The sequence below is a fragment of the Candidatus Avelusimicrobium aviculae genome, assembly GCF_949292495.1.
GTDB classification, from domain to species: domain Bacteria; phylum Elusimicrobiota; class Elusimicrobia; order Elusimicrobiales; family Elusimicrobiaceae; genus Avelusimicrobium; species Avelusimicrobium aviculae.
The window spans coordinates 1-15896 of the sequence record NZ_CASEZB010000010.1 but is presented as its reverse complement, the minus strand read 5'-3'; the positions used below and the strand labels follow the sequence as shown (position 1 = coordinate 15896).

General features: G+C 49.1%; 13 protein-coding genes. All 13 read left to right on the top strand.

Annotated elements, in window-relative coordinates; genetic code table 11:
• Window positions 1-46: 46 nt before the first annotated feature.
• The 13 genes from ACQY33_RS02355 to ACQY33_RS02295 all read left to right on the top strand — a co-directional run bounded on the left by ACQY33_RS02355 (window position 47) and on the right by ACQY33_RS02295 (window position 15644).
• Window positions 47-1579: a type IV pilin protein gene (locus ACQY33_RS02355; RefSeq protein ID WP_428073551.1), complete on the top strand. Its 1533-nt coding sequence runs from the start codon at window positions 47-49 to the stop codon at window positions 1577-1579.
• Between the two features lie 152 nt (window positions 1580-1731).
• Window positions 1732-2052, top strand: coding sequence for a thioredoxin (gene trxA, locus ACQY33_RS02350; RefSeq protein WP_428073550.1), 321 nt, complete (start codon window positions 1732-1734; stop codon window positions 2050-2052).
• A gap of 92 nt (window positions 2053-2144) precedes the next feature.
• Window positions 2145-4712 (top strand): DNA polymerase I, encoded by a 2568-nt coding sequence (gene polA / locus ACQY33_RS02345; protein ID WP_428073549.1) that lies wholly within the window; start codon window positions 2145-2147, stop codon window positions 4710-4712.
• On the top strand, window positions 4709-5296 hold the full coding sequence (coaE, locus tag ACQY33_RS02340) for a dephospho-CoA kinase (RefSeq protein WP_428073548.1): 588 nt from the start codon (window positions 4709-4711) through the stop codon (window positions 5294-5296). Before polA ends, coaE begins: the two co-directional genes overlap by 4 nt.
• A gap of 151 nt (window positions 5297-5447) precedes the next feature.
• Complete coding sequence (gene rho / locus ACQY33_RS02335) at window positions 5448-6779, top strand: transcription termination factor Rho (RefSeq protein WP_428073552.1); 1332 nt, start codon at window positions 5448-5450, stop codon at window positions 6777-6779.
• Between the two features lie 92 nt (window positions 6780-6871).
• A complete protein-coding gene (gene rpmE, locus ACQY33_RS02330) occupies window positions 6872-7216 on the top strand; it encodes a 50S ribosomal protein L31 (RefSeq protein ID WP_428073547.1) in 345 nt (114 codons plus the stop codon).
• Between the two features lie 110 nt (window positions 7217-7326).
• A complete protein-coding gene (gene prfA / locus ACQY33_RS02325; RefSeq protein ID WP_428073546.1) occupies window positions 7327-8385 on the top strand; it encodes a peptide chain release factor 1 in 1059 nt (352 codons plus the stop codon).
• A gap of 186 nt (window positions 8386-8571) precedes the next feature.
• Window positions 8572-9417 (top strand): peptide chain release factor N(5)-glutamine methyltransferase, encoded by an 846-nt coding sequence (prmC, locus tag ACQY33_RS02320; RefSeq protein WP_428073545.1) that lies wholly within the window; start codon window positions 8572-8574, stop codon window positions 9415-9417.
• A 29-nt stretch (window positions 9418-9446) separates the two neighbouring features.
• Window positions 9447-10718, top strand: coding sequence for a UDP-N-acetylglucosamine 1-carboxyvinyltransferase (gene murA, locus ACQY33_RS02315; RefSeq protein WP_428073544.1), 1272 nt, complete (start codon window positions 9447-9449; stop codon window positions 10716-10718).
• On the top strand, window positions 10708-11955 hold the full coding sequence (locus ACQY33_RS02310; protein WP_428073543.1) for a bifunctional folylpolyglutamate synthase/dihydrofolate synthase: 1248 nt from the start codon (window positions 10708-10710) through the stop codon (window positions 11953-11955). The genes murA and ACQY33_RS02310 overlap by 11 nt, the downstream gene beginning before the upstream one ends.
• 101 nt (window positions 11956-12056) lie before the next feature.
• Window positions 12057-14072 (top strand): hypothetical protein, encoded by a 2016-nt coding sequence (locus tag ACQY33_RS02305; RefSeq protein WP_428073542.1) that lies wholly within the window; start codon window positions 12057-12059, stop codon window positions 14070-14072.
• A gap of 52 nt (window positions 14073-14124) precedes the next feature.
• Window positions 14125-15198, top strand: a complete 1074-nt coding sequence (locus ACQY33_RS02300; protein WP_428073541.1) for a D-alanine--D-alanine ligase family protein — start codon at window positions 14125-14127, stop codon at window positions 15196-15198.
• 5 nt (window positions 15199-15203) lie between these two features.
• On the top strand, window positions 15204-15644 hold the full coding sequence (locus ACQY33_RS02295) for a hypothetical protein (RefSeq protein ID WP_428073540.1): 441 nt from the start codon (window positions 15204-15206) through the stop codon (window positions 15642-15644).
• Window positions 15645-15896: the final 252 nt, after the last annotated feature.

Sequence of the window (15896 nt, the reverse complement as noted above, 5' to 3'; positions counted from 1 at the left end):
TTTTTTTTGATACAGTGGCTTTTAGTTAAAACCAATGGAGGGGATTGTGTCTAAAATTAAAAAGCAAAATAGGCGTGCTTTTACGCTTACAGAGCTGCTTATCGTGGTAATTGTAATCGGGGTATTGTCCGCCGTTACATTGCCCAAATTCAACCGCGTGATAGAAAACCGCAAAGTGACGGAAGCGGAAGAGATGATGTCCGCGGTTCGTACGGAACAGGAAAGACGTTGTACGTTGGACCAGAACTACACGACGAACTTTTCCGCGCTGTCTGACGTCATAGCGTCTGCGAATACAAAGAACTATACGTATAGTTTACAAGCTCAGGGTATTTCGGCCAAGAGTACCAGTGGGGACTATACGCTTAAGATTTTGTCCTATGAGGACGGCAGCTACTGCTGCACTGGGGACGGGTGTAAGAAATTAAACAAAAACTACCCGGATTGTGATACGCTTACCTTCCCCACTTCCAACTGTGCTGGGACGGAAGGGGAGACCACTCCTCCCGGAACGGAGCCTACGCCTGTGGAGCCGGAAGAACCGGAATGCGTAAACGGGCAGGTAACCGGCAACCAGGTATGTAACGGCTGTGGTACCCGGACTACAAAGAAATGCGTAGGCGGGAAATGGGTCAATAGTTTAGGAGCCTGCTCCAAGACGGCGGAAGAATGCGCGCCGGACCCTGAATGTGAAGGCACTCAGCCCGCGGACGCCATAAAGCAGTGCGAATGCGGAACGGTAAAAGCTTCTTATAAATGTGACGCTTCCACCAACTACCAGTGGGTACAGGGAGAATTCCCCGAATGTCCCGCCAAGCCGGCAGATATAACGGAAACGTGTTCAGACGGGAAGACGGAACGCACGAAAGCCTATACCTGCGTGAATAATGTGTGGACGGTAGGTGATTGGGATAAAGAATGCCCGGCAGAAGAAAAATGTACAGAAGGGGAAACCCGCAATGGTACTACGCCCTGTCTTAATGGCTGCGGCGTAGAGTTGCAACAATGTGTCAACGGGGAATGGAAAGCTATCAACTGTGTGTTAAAACCCGGGGCGGAATGTCCTGTCGGATATGAACAAAAAACGAAGTGTTCTGATGGAAAGAGCTTTAGCATTAAACGTTGCAATGCTTCTTGTAAGTTTGAAGAGGTTCAGGCCTGCCCCGAGTTGGATTGTTCTGACCCTTCTTATAAAGCCAGCCATAAAGCGGAATGTTGTCCTGGTACTCCTACTACAGATACTGTTTGTTGGACCCCCGGCCCTTTGTATTGGGGAACTATGCAGAGCGTAACAGATAATGACGCTCTTTTCCGCTGTAATCAGAAAAATATGTATGACCCTCATAGAACCTGTGGTGGTTCATGTACTGGCAAAGCTAGTGTCAGCAATTCTTATTGTTCTTCAGTAAGCGGTTCGTGCTCTAATTATGGGGAAGTTTGTATGATGCAGATAACTTATTGCCCCATTTTTACAGGAACTTACAATTACGGTAAACCGAATTGTGATTGTCAAGGTGGTGAAGTTTTGAACAGAACATATAAACAGTGTGTGCGGGATTATCTAAAAAACGGATGGTAATTTCTCACGAGACCTCCTTGCTCTAGCTAACGCAAAGAGGAAACGGCCTCCCCAAAAGGGAGGCCGTTTAGTATAAAAATACGGCTTGTAGGCTTGACAGGGCCCTTTTTGTTTATAGTATACTTTTTATATATTATTGTAGGAGATTTCCCATGAGCGAAGTGATTTTAAACGATTCTAATTTTGATGCTGAAGTTTTGCAGTATAAAGGGGTAGCTATGGTGGATTTTTGGGCTCCTTGGTGCGGCCCGTGCCGCATGTTGGCCCCGGTGGTGGAAGAACTGGCCGCCGAATATGCCGGCAAAGCAAAAGTGGCCAAATTAAATGTGGACGAAGCCCCCGACGCCAGCACCAAATATGGTGTGGCTTCCATCCCCACGGTTATTTTCTTTAAAGACGGCAAAGTGGTAGCGCAAACCGTCGGTCTGCAAACCAAAGCCGCTTTGCAGGAAAAGTTAAATTCTTTATTATAAAATTTTACTTTTCTTATTTTTGTCGCCATTCTCTTCCGCCCGTTAACCGGGCGGAAGAACAATAAACCTTCCTTTTATTTCCTTTCATTACTATGCCAGAAGATAACAAGATTTTTTTGATTGACGCACACGGCTTTTTACACCGCAATTATCACGCCTTGCCAAAACTGTCCACCACCTCCGGGCAGGAGGTGGGGGCCCTGTATGGTTTTGTGCGCTGGCTGACTAAATTTTTAAAAGAAAAAAAGCCCGCCTACGCGGCTATTTGTTTTGACTCTCCCGGTGGCTGCGCCCGCCGCAAGGCCATGCTGCCTACTTATAAAGCCAACCGCAAGAAGCCCGATGACGCCCTGGTCAGCCAGCTTAATTTGGCGCGCGAACTGGTAAAAGAAATGGGTTTTGCCGTAGTGGCCCAAGAAGGCATTGAGGCGGATGATTTAATGGCTTTTATCGCCCAAAGCGCGGCCAAGCAAAATATTCCCAGCGTGTTGGTTACCTCAGATAAAGATGTATACCAATTTTTAAACGATAAAATTTCCATTTGGCCTTCCGGCGGCAAAGACGGCCTGAAAGGGCCGGAAGCGGCAGTGGAAAAATTTGGCGTGGAGCCCAAGTTCCTGCCGGATTATTTTTCCATTGTGGGGGACGCGTCTGACAATATCCCCGGCATTATGGGGGTGGGCCCCAAAAGCGCGGTGGAGCTTATTCAAAAGTTTGGTCACTTGGAAGATATCATCCGCGCCGCCCAAAACGACAACCCAGACCTAAAACCCGCTTTAGCCAAAAAAATCTTGGCGCATATGGAAGAGGGTATTCTCTCTAAACAACTGGTTGTGCTGGACAGTAATTTATCCATGCCGTTTAATTTGCAGGATTACCAAATACGCACGCCCGAGCCCAAGGCCTTGGCGGATTTATTTTCCCGTTATGAATTTAAAAATTTGCTGACATCGTTTGAGCTCCCTCCCCAACAGGCCGTGTCGCAGGAAGAGGGCGTTCTTTTGCCGTTGGCGCAGGTATTAAACAAAGCCCCGCAAACCGGGCGTTTGTTTATCCATACGGAAGACGACATCCTTTTGGCGGCCGTAAGCGAAACGGAACTTTCCTTAACCCCGTTGGCGCAAGTGGCCCCGTGGGAAAAAGACCAATTGCAAAAATTGGTGTTAAATGACGCTGTTTTAAAATTAGGGTATGACTTGAAACTTACCCTGCGTGAAACGGAAATAGACCTGCAAGGCAATTTTATACATTGTTTTGACGCGCGCCTGGCCCGGTATTTAATGGACCCGTCCGGAGACCTCAGTTTCCCCGCCGCCTGCGCGCATTATTTTTCCGTTTTAATTTCTGGGGAAGACGCCCGCACCCGCCTTGCGCTGTATAACCGGTATATTTGGGGCTTAAAAGACAAATTGGAGGCCGATTTAAACAACGCCGGCATGTATCTGCTGTTTACGCAAATGGAATTGCCCCTGATGGCGGTTTTGGCGGATATGGAAAAACAAGGCTTGCGTGTGGACCCGGCGTGGCTGAAGGATTTCCAACAAACGCTGGAACAAGAAATTATTTCCCTGCAGGCGCAGATAGACAAGCAGGCCGGGTATGCGGTGAACGTAAACTCCCCCAAGCAATTGGGTGTCTTGTTATTTGAACAGCTAAAAATTCCGCCGGTTAAAAAAACCAAAACGGGTTATTCCACCGATGAGGAAGTGCTGGCGGAAATCGCTCCCCTGCACCCCGTGGCCCAGCAAATTTTGGATTACCGCGCCAGCAGCAAATTAAAAACCACGTATGTAGACAACTTGCTTTTACTGGCGGACGAAAACAATAAAGTGCATTCTTATTTGGATCAAACCGGCACGGTAACGGGCCGCTTGTCCAGCTCCAGCCCCAATTTGCAAAATATTCCCGTACGCACGCAAAAGGGGCGTTTGCTTCGCACGGCGTTTTGCGCGGGAGAGGGAAATATGCTGCTCAGTGTGGACTATTCCCAAATAGACCTGCGCGTTTTGGCGCATGAAAGCCAGGACCCTGTTCTCGTGCAGTCTTTTATAGACGGGGGAGACATACACACCCAAACCGCCGCGCAGATATTTGGCGTTATGCCCTTAATGGTGACCGAGCAAATGCGCTCTAGTGCAAAAGCAATTAATTTTGGTATCATTTATGGACAGGGCCCCATGGGCCTTTCCCAAGCGCTTTCCATTTCCATGCGTGAAGCAAAAGAATATATAGACAATTATTTTAAGAATTACCAGGGCGTGCGCCGTTGGATTGATGAAAATGTAGCCGCCGCCCGCAAAAACGGATACGTTAAAACCATGATGGGGCATATCCGTTACCTGCCGGAATTTAATATGGGGGTGGGTTCCATGGCTTCTTTTGCCCAGCGCGCGGCCATCAACACCATTGTGCAGGGCGGTTCCGCCGATATTATTAAAAAAGCCATGGTGGATATTTTTAGGCAAGTGCGCAATACGCCTGTAAAAATGGTGATGCAGGTGCATGACGAGTTGATTTTTGAAGTTCCTTCCGAACGTTTGACGGCGGTGGCTTCTTTTGTGAAAGAAAAAATGCAAAATGCCGTTAAATTAAGGGTGCCTCTTTTAGCCAGCGCCAAGGCGGGCAAAAACTGGTACGCCATGGAGAAGCTTCCTTTATGACAAAAGCCAGGGCCGCCACACCGTTTGTATTGGGGTTGACCGGGTCCATCGCCAGCGGAAAAACAACCGTGCTGGAAATTTTCAAAAACAGCGGGCTGTTTACGCTTAGCGCGGACGCGCTGGGGCATGAAGCGCTGGCTTGCGCCGGCGTGCAGAAAAAGTTGCAAAAAGAATTTGCCTGCCACAGCCGCGAGGAATTGGCCCGGCTGGTTTTTAAACGCCCCTCCGCCCGCACCCGTTTAGAGGCTATTCTCCACCCGCTGATATTAAAAAAAGCGCAAAAATTACTGGCCGGCTGCGGGGCGCGCGTAGCGGTGTTTGAGGTTCCTCTTTTGTTTGAAGCCGGTTGGGATAAATACGTGGATATGACGCTGCTGGTTGCCGCCGGCGGGCGGGGGTTGGAAAACCGCCTGAAACAGCGCGGGCTGACTTTAGCCCAATACAAAGCGCGTTTAAAAGCCCAGCTGCCGCAGGAGGAAAAATTCCTCCGGTCTGATTTGGTTATTATAAATAATTCAACAAAACAACACTTGGAGCAAAAAGTGCGCCGTTTAGCGCGCGCGCTGAATGATATTTATGGTTAAACAAAAAGAAGAAGCAATACAAGAAAAAAACCTGCCGGAAAAACCGGCTAAGTCCGCCAAAGAGGCCCCTAAGGCCGAAACGAAGGACCTTTCCAAACAAGACGAGGCCGCTGCCCAAACGCCGGCCCGTCCGTCTGCCCCGCGCCACTCCATGCAGCGCACGTCCAACGCTTCCGCCCCTTATATGCACGCATCCGAAAAACGCCAGCCAAACGGCGCCAAACCCATGGACGCGCGGGAACTGAATAAATTAAGCGTGGAAGAATTAACCAAATTGGCCGTAAATTATAATATTGAGGATATATCCGGCCTGCGCAAGCAGGCGCTTATCGGCAAAATTGTGGCCATACAGGCCAAGCAAAACGGTTCCGTTTACGGCGGGGGCGTGCTGGAAATTCTGCCGGACGGGTTTGGTTTTTTACGCTCCGAGGAAAACAACTACTTAGCCGGCCCGGAAGACATTTACGTATCCCCTTCCCAAATTAAACGTTTTGGTTTAAGAAAGGGGGATACCATTGAAGGCCTTATCCGCCCGCCCAAAGACAATGAACGCTTTTTTGCCATGCTTCAAGTGCAAAAGGTAAACGGGGTGGAATCCGCCCAAATTTACAACCGCCCTCTGTTTGAAAACTTAACCCCGCTCCATCCTAATGAACGCTTTGTGCTGGAGTTGGACAAAAATTCCTACACCCAGCGCGTGATTGACATGATCGCGCCTATCGGCAAGGGGCAGCGCGCCTTGATTGTGGCCGCCCCCAAAACCGGCAAAACCATGATTATGCAAGCCATTGCCAATTCCATTACCACCAATCATAAAGACGCGGTTCTGATGGTTTTGCTGATTGACGAACGCCCCGAAGAAGTAACCGATATGGCCCGCAGCGTAAAAGGGGAAGTGATTTCCTCTACGTTTGACGAAGCGCCCGAACGCCACATCCAAGTGGCGGAAATGGTGATAGAAAAAGCCAAACGCCTGGCTGAGCAAGGCAAAGACGTGGTGATTTTGCTGGACTCCATCACCCGCTTGGCGCGCGCGTACAATACGGTGGCGCCTTCTTCCGGCCGCGTGCTTACAGGCGGGTTGGAAGCCACTTCTTTGCAAAAGCCCAAACGCTTTTTGGGCGCCGCCCGCAATTTAGAAGAAGGCGGCTCTTTAACCATTATTGCCAGCGCGTTGGTGGAAACGGGCAGCAAGATGGACGAAGTGATTTTTGAAGAATTCAAAGGGACCGGCAACAGCGAGCTGTGCCTGGACAGAAAACTGGCCGAACGGCGCATTTTCCCGGCGGTGGACATCAACCGCAGCTCTACCCGCAAAGAAAACCTGCTGTTAAGCGAGGACGAACTGAACAAAGTGTGGATTATGCGCAAAGTGTTGGCGCCATTAAGCTCGGTAGACGCTATGAACTTACTGTTGGAAAAGCTGTCTGCCACCAAGTCCAATAAGGATTTCTTTAAGCAAATGGAAGTAAACGCTTTTTAGCGGCGTTTTCGGCGGGGAAAACGGTTTTGTTTCCCAAAAGGCCGAAATATATGGTAAAATAAACTATAAGATTTTCAGAGGAAGATGAAAAAATGAAAGAAAAAATACACCCCCAATATGATTTTGTGGAAGTGGTCTGCGCTTGCGGAAACAAGTTTTTGACCCGCTCCACCACCAAAAATTTAAAACTGGATATTTGCTCCGCCTGCCACCCGTTTTTTACCGGCAAACAGAAATTGTTGGATACGGAAGGCCGCGTAGACAAATTTAACAAACGCTTTGCCGCCACCGCGGGTAAAACCGTGGTCCGCAAACCGAAAACGGAAGTAAAAGCCAAAGCCAAATTGGTAAAGAAAACGGTAAAAAAAGCCGCCGCTCCCAAAAAAGCCGCCGCTAAAAAAACCGAAAAAAAGGCTGAAGCTGCCGAAGCAAAGTAGCTTTTAAATTTAGAAAGAGCAGACTTCCATTAGGGGGTCTGCTCTTTTGTTTATCCGGTTTTTTCCTAACGGGAGAAACGGGATAAACATTTTTCCACAAGGACAGGTTTATGGACACTTCTAAATATATTGCCGAATTTAAACAGCTGGAGGCCGATTTAGCCAGCGGGGAACTTTCCAGCGCGGAGTTGGCGCAAAAATCCAAACGCCACGCTTTTTTACGCCCGATTATTGAGAAAGAAGAAGAAATCAACGCGGTAGAAAAATCCATCGCGGACGACCGCGCCATCATTGAAGCCGGCGAAGATAAAGAACTTGTCAAAATGGCGGCGGAAGAACTGGCCGAACTGGAAGCCAAACTGCCGCAGCTGCAAAAGGAATTGCGCATTTTGGTTATCCCGCCGGACCCGAATGATTCCAAAAATATTTATTTGGAAATCCGCCCCGGTGCCGGGGGGGACGAATCCGCCCTTTTTGCCAACGAGCTTTTGCGCGTTTACCAGCATTTTGCCCAAACCAAAGGCTGGACGACGGAAATTTTAGAGTTCACCCCCACCGGCTTAAAAGGCTGCAAATACGTAAGCATGTTTATTAAAGGGGACGGCGCTTACTCTTGGTTAAGGGGGGAAGCCGGCACCCACCGCGTGCAGCGCGTGCCCGATACGGAAACCGCCGGCCGCGTGCACACTTCTACCGTTACGGTGGCCATTATGCCGGAGGCGGAAGAGATAGACATTGAAATCCGCCCCGAAGACTTAATTATGGAAACTTGCCGTTCCGGCGGCGCCGGCGGGCAGAACGTAAACAAGGTGGAAACGGCCGTTCGCATCATTCACAAACCTACGGGCGTGGTGGTATCCTGCCGGGAAGAACGACACCAAGGCAAAAACCGCGAAAAAGCCATGGCCATGCTTCGCGCCAAGCTGTACCAGATGGAAGAAGAAAAGCAAAATAAAGAAATTTATGACGAGCGCAAATCCCAGGTTGGCACGGGGGACCGGGCGGAAAAAATCCGCACCTATAACTTCCCGCAAAGCCGCGTGACGGACCACCGCACAGACAAGTCTTACCATAACTTAATGGAAATCATGCAAGGCAATATAGAGCCTATCTTGGAGGACTTACGCGCCTACCGTGTGGAGCAAAAATTAAAAAATTTGCAAATTTAACCGTTTGGCTGGACTGCCGGCTTCCCCTTGGCAACATAAAAATGTTGTTTGGGACGGGCGGTTTTTTAACAAAACGCCATCAGGGTAAATGTCTGAAAAGTTAAGTTGATTTTTTTGTGTAGATTAAACATCTGGGGTTTTGTGTGTTGGTTATTATCCTTTTTGCCTAAGCCTTACATATTTCCTATGACTTTTTCCGATATTCATTCTTTGTTGGAAGCCGCGCAAACCCGCCTTCAAGCGGCCGGGAGCGAAGACCCCCGCGCCAATGCGGAATTTTTGCTCGCGCATGTGTTGGGGGTAACGCGTACCTGGCTGGCGGCTTTTAGCCAAGAGCCGGTACCGGCGGACAAACAACAACAGTTTGAAGACTTGCTTTTGCGCCATGCCCAAGGGGAGCCGCTGGCGTACATAGTGGGTTTTCAGCCTTTTTGCGGGTTAGATATAGCGGTAACCCCAGCGGTGCTTATTCCCCGTCCGGAAACGGAATCCTTGGCGCAGTTTGCCCAGCAAACCTTTGATGCCCAGGCCCCTATCCGCATTTTGGATTTATGCACAGGCAGCGGGTGCCTGGCGCTGGCGTTGGCCCGGTTTTTTAAAAAAGCGCATGTCACGGCTTCGGACGTCTCCTCCGCCGCGCTGGAAGTGGCGCAAACCAACGCCCGTACGCATAACCTGGCGGACCGAATTACTTTTGTGCAAAGCGATTTATTTGAACATATTACCGGCCCGTTTGATTTAATGGTTTCCAACCCGCCGTATATCCCTTCGGGCGATTTACCCTCGCTGGCGCGGGAAGTGCAGCGCGAGCCCGCCTTGGCGTTGGACGGCGGCGCGGACGGTTTAGCCGTTACCCGCCAAATAGTGGAAAACGTTTCCCGCTTTGCGTCCCTCGGCTGTGTGCTGGGGCTGGAGTTATGCCTGGGGCAGCCGGCCGGGGTGGCGCGGCTTTTGGGCGGGCGGGGCTGGAACGCCGAAGTAAAAAAAGATATATTTGGAATAGACCGTTTTGTTTTTGCCCGTAAAATTTAACCTATTTATTAAGTATTGAAGGAGCGTTTATGGATCGTTTTATTATTCACGGCGGTAAAAAATTGCAAGGCACCGTGCAAACCAGCGGAAGCAAAAATGCCTCCCTCCCTATTTTAGTGGCCACTTTACTGACGGACGAACCCTGTATTATTCACCGCGTACCCAACCTGCGGGATGTGCGCACCACGCTTAAAATTTTGGAATATTTAGGCAAAAAGATAGAGTACGCCAACGGCACGGTTACCATTACCGCCAACGGCCCGCTTAAAAACAGCCTGCCTTATGAACTGGTTAAGCAAATGCGCGCTAGTTTTTGGGTGGCGGGCCCTCTTTTGGCCCGGTTTAAAACGGCCGAAATTCCTCTGCCCGGCGGCTGCGCCATTGGCGTGCGCCCGGTGGATATCCATTTAAAAGGTTTTGAAAAATTGGGCGCCAGCGCCGTTACCGAAAAAGGAAACGTGGTATTGCACGCCCAAACGTTGCAGCCGGCAAAAATAGTGCTTCGTTTCCCCAGTGTGGGCGCTACGCAGAACTTGTTAATGTGCGCCTGTTTGATAGAGGGGGAAACGGTGCTGGAAAACATAGCCAAAGAACCGGAAGTGGACGACGTGGTGGAGTTCCTGCGCAAAATGGGGGCGGATATTACGGCCGACGCCAAAGGCGGTTTGGTGGTGCGCGGGAAAACCGCTTTGCACGGGGCTGAACATAGCGTGGTGGCGGACCGCATAGAATCGGGCTCTTATATTATTGCCGCCGCGGCTACCCGCGGGGACGTGGTGGTGGAAAACTGCGTGCCGGAACACAATTCCATTTTGCTGGAAGATTTGCGTGAGGCGGGCGTCCCGCTGGAAGTTACTTCCCACAGCGTGCATGTTTTGCCTTATGAGGGCCGCTTAAAACCCATGCGTATGAGAACGGCCCCTTACCCCGGCTTTGCCACGGATTTGCAAGCCCCCTGGATGACGCTGATGACTTTGTGCGAAGGCACTTCGGAAATAGATGAAGATATTTTTGAAAACCGCTTTATGCACGCGCCGGAACTGGTGCGCATGGGGGCGGATATTGTGACGGAAAAAAGCATCGCGCGCGTGAACGGGGTGGAAAGCCTTTCGGGCGCGCATGTCATGGCGTCGGACTTGCGCGGCGGAATGGCCCTGGTTATTGCCGGTCTGGCGGCGCAGGGCGCTACGGAAATTGAACGCGTATACCATATAGACCGCGGCTACGAAGATTTAGAACAAAAATTAACGGCTTTAGGGGCGGATATACGCCGTTACAATCCGGATAAAAATGAGTTTTAAAATTGTATTTGATTATATTTTAACCAGAAGCGGCGTGGGGTGCGGGGCCGGGTTAGACGGGCTTCGTTCCTTGCTGGAGCGGCTGGGCAACCCGCAGGAACGTTTTAAAATTATCCATGTGGCGGGCACCAACGGCAAAGGCTCCGTTTCTATTTTAGCGGCGCGGGTACTGCAAGAAGCCGGGTATAAAACCGGGCTGTTTGTGTCTCCTCATTTATGTGACCCGTGCGAGCGTATCCAAGTAGACGGCGTGCCCGTTTCCAAGCAGGAATTTACAGACGCCGTTCTTCAGGTATTTCAGGAAGAAGAACAAGAACTTAATTTTTTTGAAATTCTTACCGCCGCCGCTTTGTGCCATTTCGCGCGCGCGGGCGTGCAATATGCCGTGCTGGAAACCGGCCTGGGCGGGCGCAAAGACCCTACCAACGTGTGTTCTCCTACGGCGTGTGTAATTACCTCCATTGGGTTGGACCATATGCATTTGCTGGGTTCTTCCCTTTCTCAAATAGCGCGGGAAAAGGCCGGCATTATTAAGCCCGGCGTGCCTTGTTTTTCCGGCACGGTAAATCCCTCCGCGCGGGAAGAAATAAAAAAATCCGCCAAAGAAAAACACGCCCCGCTGCGTTTTATTGGGGAAGGGGAACCCTTTTATGAATACGCTTTTGATTTTGTGCAAAACCAAACCGTTCTTCGTACGAAAGACGGAAAGGAGTGGACGCTGGGCGTTTTAGGCCAGCGCCAGGGCATTAACGCCTGTGTGGTGTATCAGCTGGCAAAATATTTAAAAATTGAAGATGATGCCATCGCCCGCGCGTTTGCCCGGGTACGCTTGCCGGGGCGTTTTGAAGTGATTAACCGCTCCGGGCAAACCTTTGTGTTGGACGGGGCCCACAATGCCCAAGCGGTGGAGCTGTTTTTGGAGTTTTTGTCCAAAACCCCCTACGCGCAGGACGCCACGCTTTTATGCGGGTTTATGAAAGATAAGGACTATAAAAAGTTATTGTCTTTGCTGTGTCCTCGTTTTAAAGACATTATCATTACCGTTCCCAGCGTCAAGCGCGGCGCGGGGCAGAAAGAAGTGTTCCCCTCTTTGCCAAGAGGGGTAAAAGTACGCTTTTTTAAAGAGCCGTCCCGCGCCATTGCCGAGGCATGCAAAGCCAAAAAAGTGGTGTGTACCGGTTCTTTTTATTTGGTGGGTTTGTTGCGCCAGAAGCTGTTTGAACGGACTAAAAAATAAAAAAATATTTTCCGTGTGAAAAAAGCGTGTTTTTAGCTTGACAGTTTTCTCGTATTGTGATTAAATTTATTGTACGTTCATTTTTCTTCTAGGGATTAAACATGGCTTTTGATAGCGAGTTTGACGGACAAACGGATTTTTCAGATTTTTTGGAACGTTTCCGGCTGCAGGAATTGCCTCCGGCGGACTCTGCGCCCCACCAAGATAAATTTGACGGCAAAAAACAACTAAACGCCGCCAACCGTCAAGCCCAGTACAACCGTTCTTTTGAGAAGCTGGAAGAAAAAATCCAAGAGTTGGAAGAACGTTTTGAAGCCTCTTCCTCCCAAAACGATAAAATCTTAACCGAATTGGCCCGCACCCGCGAGGCTGTTGAAAAACAAAAAGACAAAGACGCTTTTATTTCCGGTCTTGCGGATACGATTAACAGTTTAAAAGCCAGCGTGGAAACCCTTTCCAAAGCGCAGACGGCGCGCGTGCTGGGGTATACGGACACGGCCGTCAACCGCGGTTTTGACGATAAAGCCCCGGCGTTTCCTTCCGTAAACGCGGCGGAAATTTCCAGCTTTGAGCCGGAAACCTACCGCATGCAGCAGGAAGAGAAAGCCCGCCGGGAACGGGAAGAAAAAGAACGCATTATTTCCAGCCTGCATCAAAAGGCTTCTCAATTAAAAGCGGTTAACAGCGCGCTGGACAGAGAGATTAAAAAAGTCCAACAGGAAAAAATGGACGCGCTTAGAAAATCGGCCGAGCAAGCCAAAGAAATTTTATCTTTGCGCGAGCAATTAACCGCGGCGGAAGAACGCTTTAAATCTTTTAATTTTGACGGACGCATCATTTCCATTAAGCAGCAGTACCAGCAAAAAGTAAGCAGTTTGGAAAACCAACTGCATGAAATTTCCAACGTCTGCATGAAGCAAGTGGAAGAGATAGAATCTTTAAAAGCGGAAAATTTAAAACTGCACGCCGTTACCAAAGAAAGAGAAGAACTGCTTGCCCGTTATGAAGCCAAAACCAAAGAGCTGGAAGATTTGAAAGCTTCCTTAAATGATTTGGAAACGGAATATGCGGACCAGTCCCGCCAGCAAATGTCCGTCTTTGGGGAACGCATCCGCACGCTGGAAGAAGAGCGCGACGATTTGGCCGCCCAGCTTGCCACCGTGCAAGAAAAAGTGGAAGCCGTCCTGCAGGAAAAACAACTGTTGGAAGCCAATTTTAAAGAATTGTTGGAAAAAATCAACAGCAATGACGCGGTAATAGAAGATTTAAAACGCAAAATAGAAGTGCTTACCGCTCAAAACGCCCACTTATCCGGCGAGCGGGACGCCCTGCAAACCGCCAACCAGGACTTGGCGCGCCAAACCGTTTCCCTACATGAAAACAATGAAGCTTTGCTGCGGGACCAAGAGTCTTTGCGCAAAGCCAATGAAGAGCTTTCCCGCAGAACGGACGAACTAAACGCCGCTAAAGAAGATTTAACCCGCCAAACGGTTTCTTTACATGAAAATAACGAAGCTCTCTTGCGCAACCAACAGTCTTTGCGTTCCGTAAATGAAGAGTTGGCCCGCAAAACGGACGAACTAAACGCCGCTAACGAGGCCTTACAGCAGGAACAGGCTTCCTTAACGCGCGAAAAAGAGTTTTTAACCCTTCAAAAAGATAATTGGGCGCAGGAACGCTCTTTGCTGGAACAGCAAAAGCAAACTTTAGCGCAGGAAAAAGATTTATTACTTAAACAAAAAGACGTGTTGGAACAGGAAAAAGAAAAATTGACGGACGAAAACCGCCGCTTGCGTGAAGGGCAGTCTTCCTCGCCCGTTCCGCCTGCCCCGTCGTCTCATCGGCCTCTTCCGCCGCAAGCCCCTTCGTTGGTGCAGCTGCACAAGAAGCCGCTGCCCGTTAGGCCGGCTGCTCCCAAAGCGCTGCCTATCAACGAGGTCCCCGTAGAAGTGACCGAAACGTTTAAACCCAAAGTACGCAGCGAAGAAGACCTGCCGGAAATTAAAGTGGCCCAGCCCGTGGTGCAGGATGATTTTGACCCCGGGGAAGACTTTTTGGAAAAGACAGACAGTTTTATCGGACGAATGAAATGGTCCATTTTCCGGGAAGATAAATAACCGTTTTTAAAAGCCTGATGAAAATCAGGCTTTTTATAAGGAGTTTTTAGCTATGCAAATTTTAAAAATTGCCGTGTTGTACGGGGGAAAATCCACCGAGCATGAAGTTTCCGTACACAGCGCGCAGACTGTCTGCCGTTTATTAGCGTCCCAGCCGGATAAATATACCGTATTGCCCGTTTTTATCAGCCGCAGCGGAGAATGGTTTTTGCAAAAAAAATGTGGGGAACAAACCCCGCAGGACACCCCGCTAACCCCCGCCATTTTGCCGGATTATAATTTAATCAGCCCGGACGGTTCCTTAAAATTAAAGGCGGACGCTTTTTTCCCCGTGCTTCACGGCACCAATGGGGAAGACGGCGTAATGCAGGGGCTTTTAGAAAGTTTAAACACTCCTTATGTAGGCTGCGGCGTGTTGGCCTCGGCCATGGGAATGGATAAAGAAATATCCAAACTGGTGGCGGCTCAGCATGGTGTGCCGGTACTTCCTTACCGCAAAATTCAACGGGGGGAAAAGTATGACGCGGCCTCCTTGGAAAGTTGGGCGGCCAGCCAAGGCTATCCCGTGTTTGTAAAGCCGATGAGTTTAGGTTCTTCGGTAGGGGTGACGAAGGTAAAAAATGCGCAGGGTTTGGTTCCGGCGATAGAAAAAGCGTTGGCCTTTGATGAATTTGTGTTGGTAGAAAAAGGGGTGGATAACGCGCGGGAAATTTTTTGCGCTTTATACGGGCAAGGGGGGAAAGCGGCTGCCTCTTCCTGCGGGGAACTGAAAATGCTTTCCCATGAATTTTTTGATTACGAATCCAAGTATTTGGTGCAAGGCGGGTGTGAAACACGCGTACCGGCCGATATTCCCCAATCTATGCAGCAGAGCATGCAAAAAGACGCTTTAGCTGTTTTTGGCGCTTTGCGCGCCAGCGGGCTAGCCCGGGTGGACTTTTTATTGGGGAAAGACGGCAAATATTATTTTTCCGAAATTAATACTTTGCCCGGTATGAGCGAAACCAGCCTCTTCCCGCAATTATTTGAAGCCAGCGGTTATAATTATACTTCTATTTTAGACGGGCTTGTGCAAATAGCTTTACGCGTGCACCAAGAAAAGGGCTCTTTATTATTAAACAGGTAAGCGGAATGGAAAAAGTCTTTCTTTCTTTTTGGCGTTTGAGCATTTGGCTGAAAATAATTCTTTTTTTCTGCTTGTTTGGCGCTTTGGTGAATTTTGTGTTGGTGTGTGAGGATTGGGTAAGCGGCGGTATTTTGCTGCGCCTGCATTTTGGTTTTTTTATTTTGTATGCCGGGCAGATTATTTTCATTATGCTGCGGGAGCGTTTTGTTTTTGTTCTGTCTTTATTACAGGCAGTGCTTGCTTTATGGACCAACGCGGATTTCACATTTCTCCCGCTGCTTAGGCTTTTGGGGCGGTTGTATTATTTATCTCACCAAATGAGCGTGCAGGAAATAAGCGTATATAAATATGTGTTTATTTCTTTGGCGTTTACGCTGGAACTATTCAAAACCTATTTGATTTTTTATTTGCTTCCTGCTAAAAAAACTACCCGGAATGCAGTTTAAAATTTTTGTGCTTTTATTAAAAACAACCCCGCTTATTTAATATGGCGGGTTTTTTATTATTGTAAATCTACGTTTTAAATAATATTTATTAACAGCCAGCACTGGTTTTTACAGTCAAGGCGCGGTTAAAAGTTTTTTAACCGCGCCTTGACTTGTTTTTTTTTTTTGATACAGTGGGTTTTAACATGCTCCCGTACCCCTGTATGATGAATGAAGCAAAAAGAGATAGAAGGGGCATTTGGGAGAAAGAAG

Excerpts from the sequence above, each read along its gene's own strand:
- trxA (WP_428073550.1), top strand. The coding sequence starts at position 1,732 with ATGAGCGAAGTGATTTTAAACGATTCTAATTTTGATGCTGAAGTTTTG.
- polA (WP_428073549.1), top strand. The coding sequence starts at position 2,145 with ATGCCAGAAGATAACAAGATTTTTTTGATTGACGCACACGGCTTTTTA.
- coaE (WP_428073548.1), top strand. The coding sequence starts at position 4,709 with ATGACAAAAGCCAGGGCCGCCACACCGTTTGTATTGGGGTTGACCGGG.
- rho (WP_428073552.1), top strand. The coding sequence starts at position 5,448 with ATGCAGCGCACGTCCAACGCTTCCGCCCCTTATATGCACGCATCCGAA.
- rpmE (WP_428073547.1), top strand. The coding sequence starts at position 6,872 with ATGAAAGAAAAAATACACCCCCAATATGATTTTGTGGAAGTGGTCTGC.
- prfA (WP_428073546.1), top strand. The coding sequence starts at position 7,327 with ATGGACACTTCTAAATATATTGCCGAATTTAAACAGCTGGAGGCCGAT.
- prmC (WP_428073545.1), top strand. The coding sequence starts at position 8,572 with ATGACTTTTTCCGATATTCATTCTTTGTTGGAAGCCGCGCAAACCCGC.
- murA (WP_428073544.1), top strand. The coding sequence starts at position 9,447 with ATGGATCGTTTTATTATTCACGGCGGTAAAAAATTGCAAGGCACCGTG.
- ACQY33_RS02310 (WP_428073543.1), top strand. The coding sequence starts at position 10,708 with ATGAGTTTTAAAATTGTATTTGATTATATTTTAACCAGAAGCGGCGTG.
- ACQY33_RS02305 (WP_428073542.1), top strand. The coding sequence starts at position 12,057 with ATGGCTTTTGATAGCGAGTTTGACGGACAAACGGATTTTTCAGATTTT.
- ACQY33_RS02300 (WP_428073541.1), top strand. The coding sequence starts at position 14,125 with ATGCAAATTTTAAAAATTGCCGTGTTGTACGGGGGAAAATCCACCGAG.
- ACQY33_RS02295 (WP_428073540.1), top strand. The coding sequence starts at position 15,204 with ATGGAAAAAGTCTTTCTTTCTTTTTGGCGTTTGAGCATTTGGCTGAAA.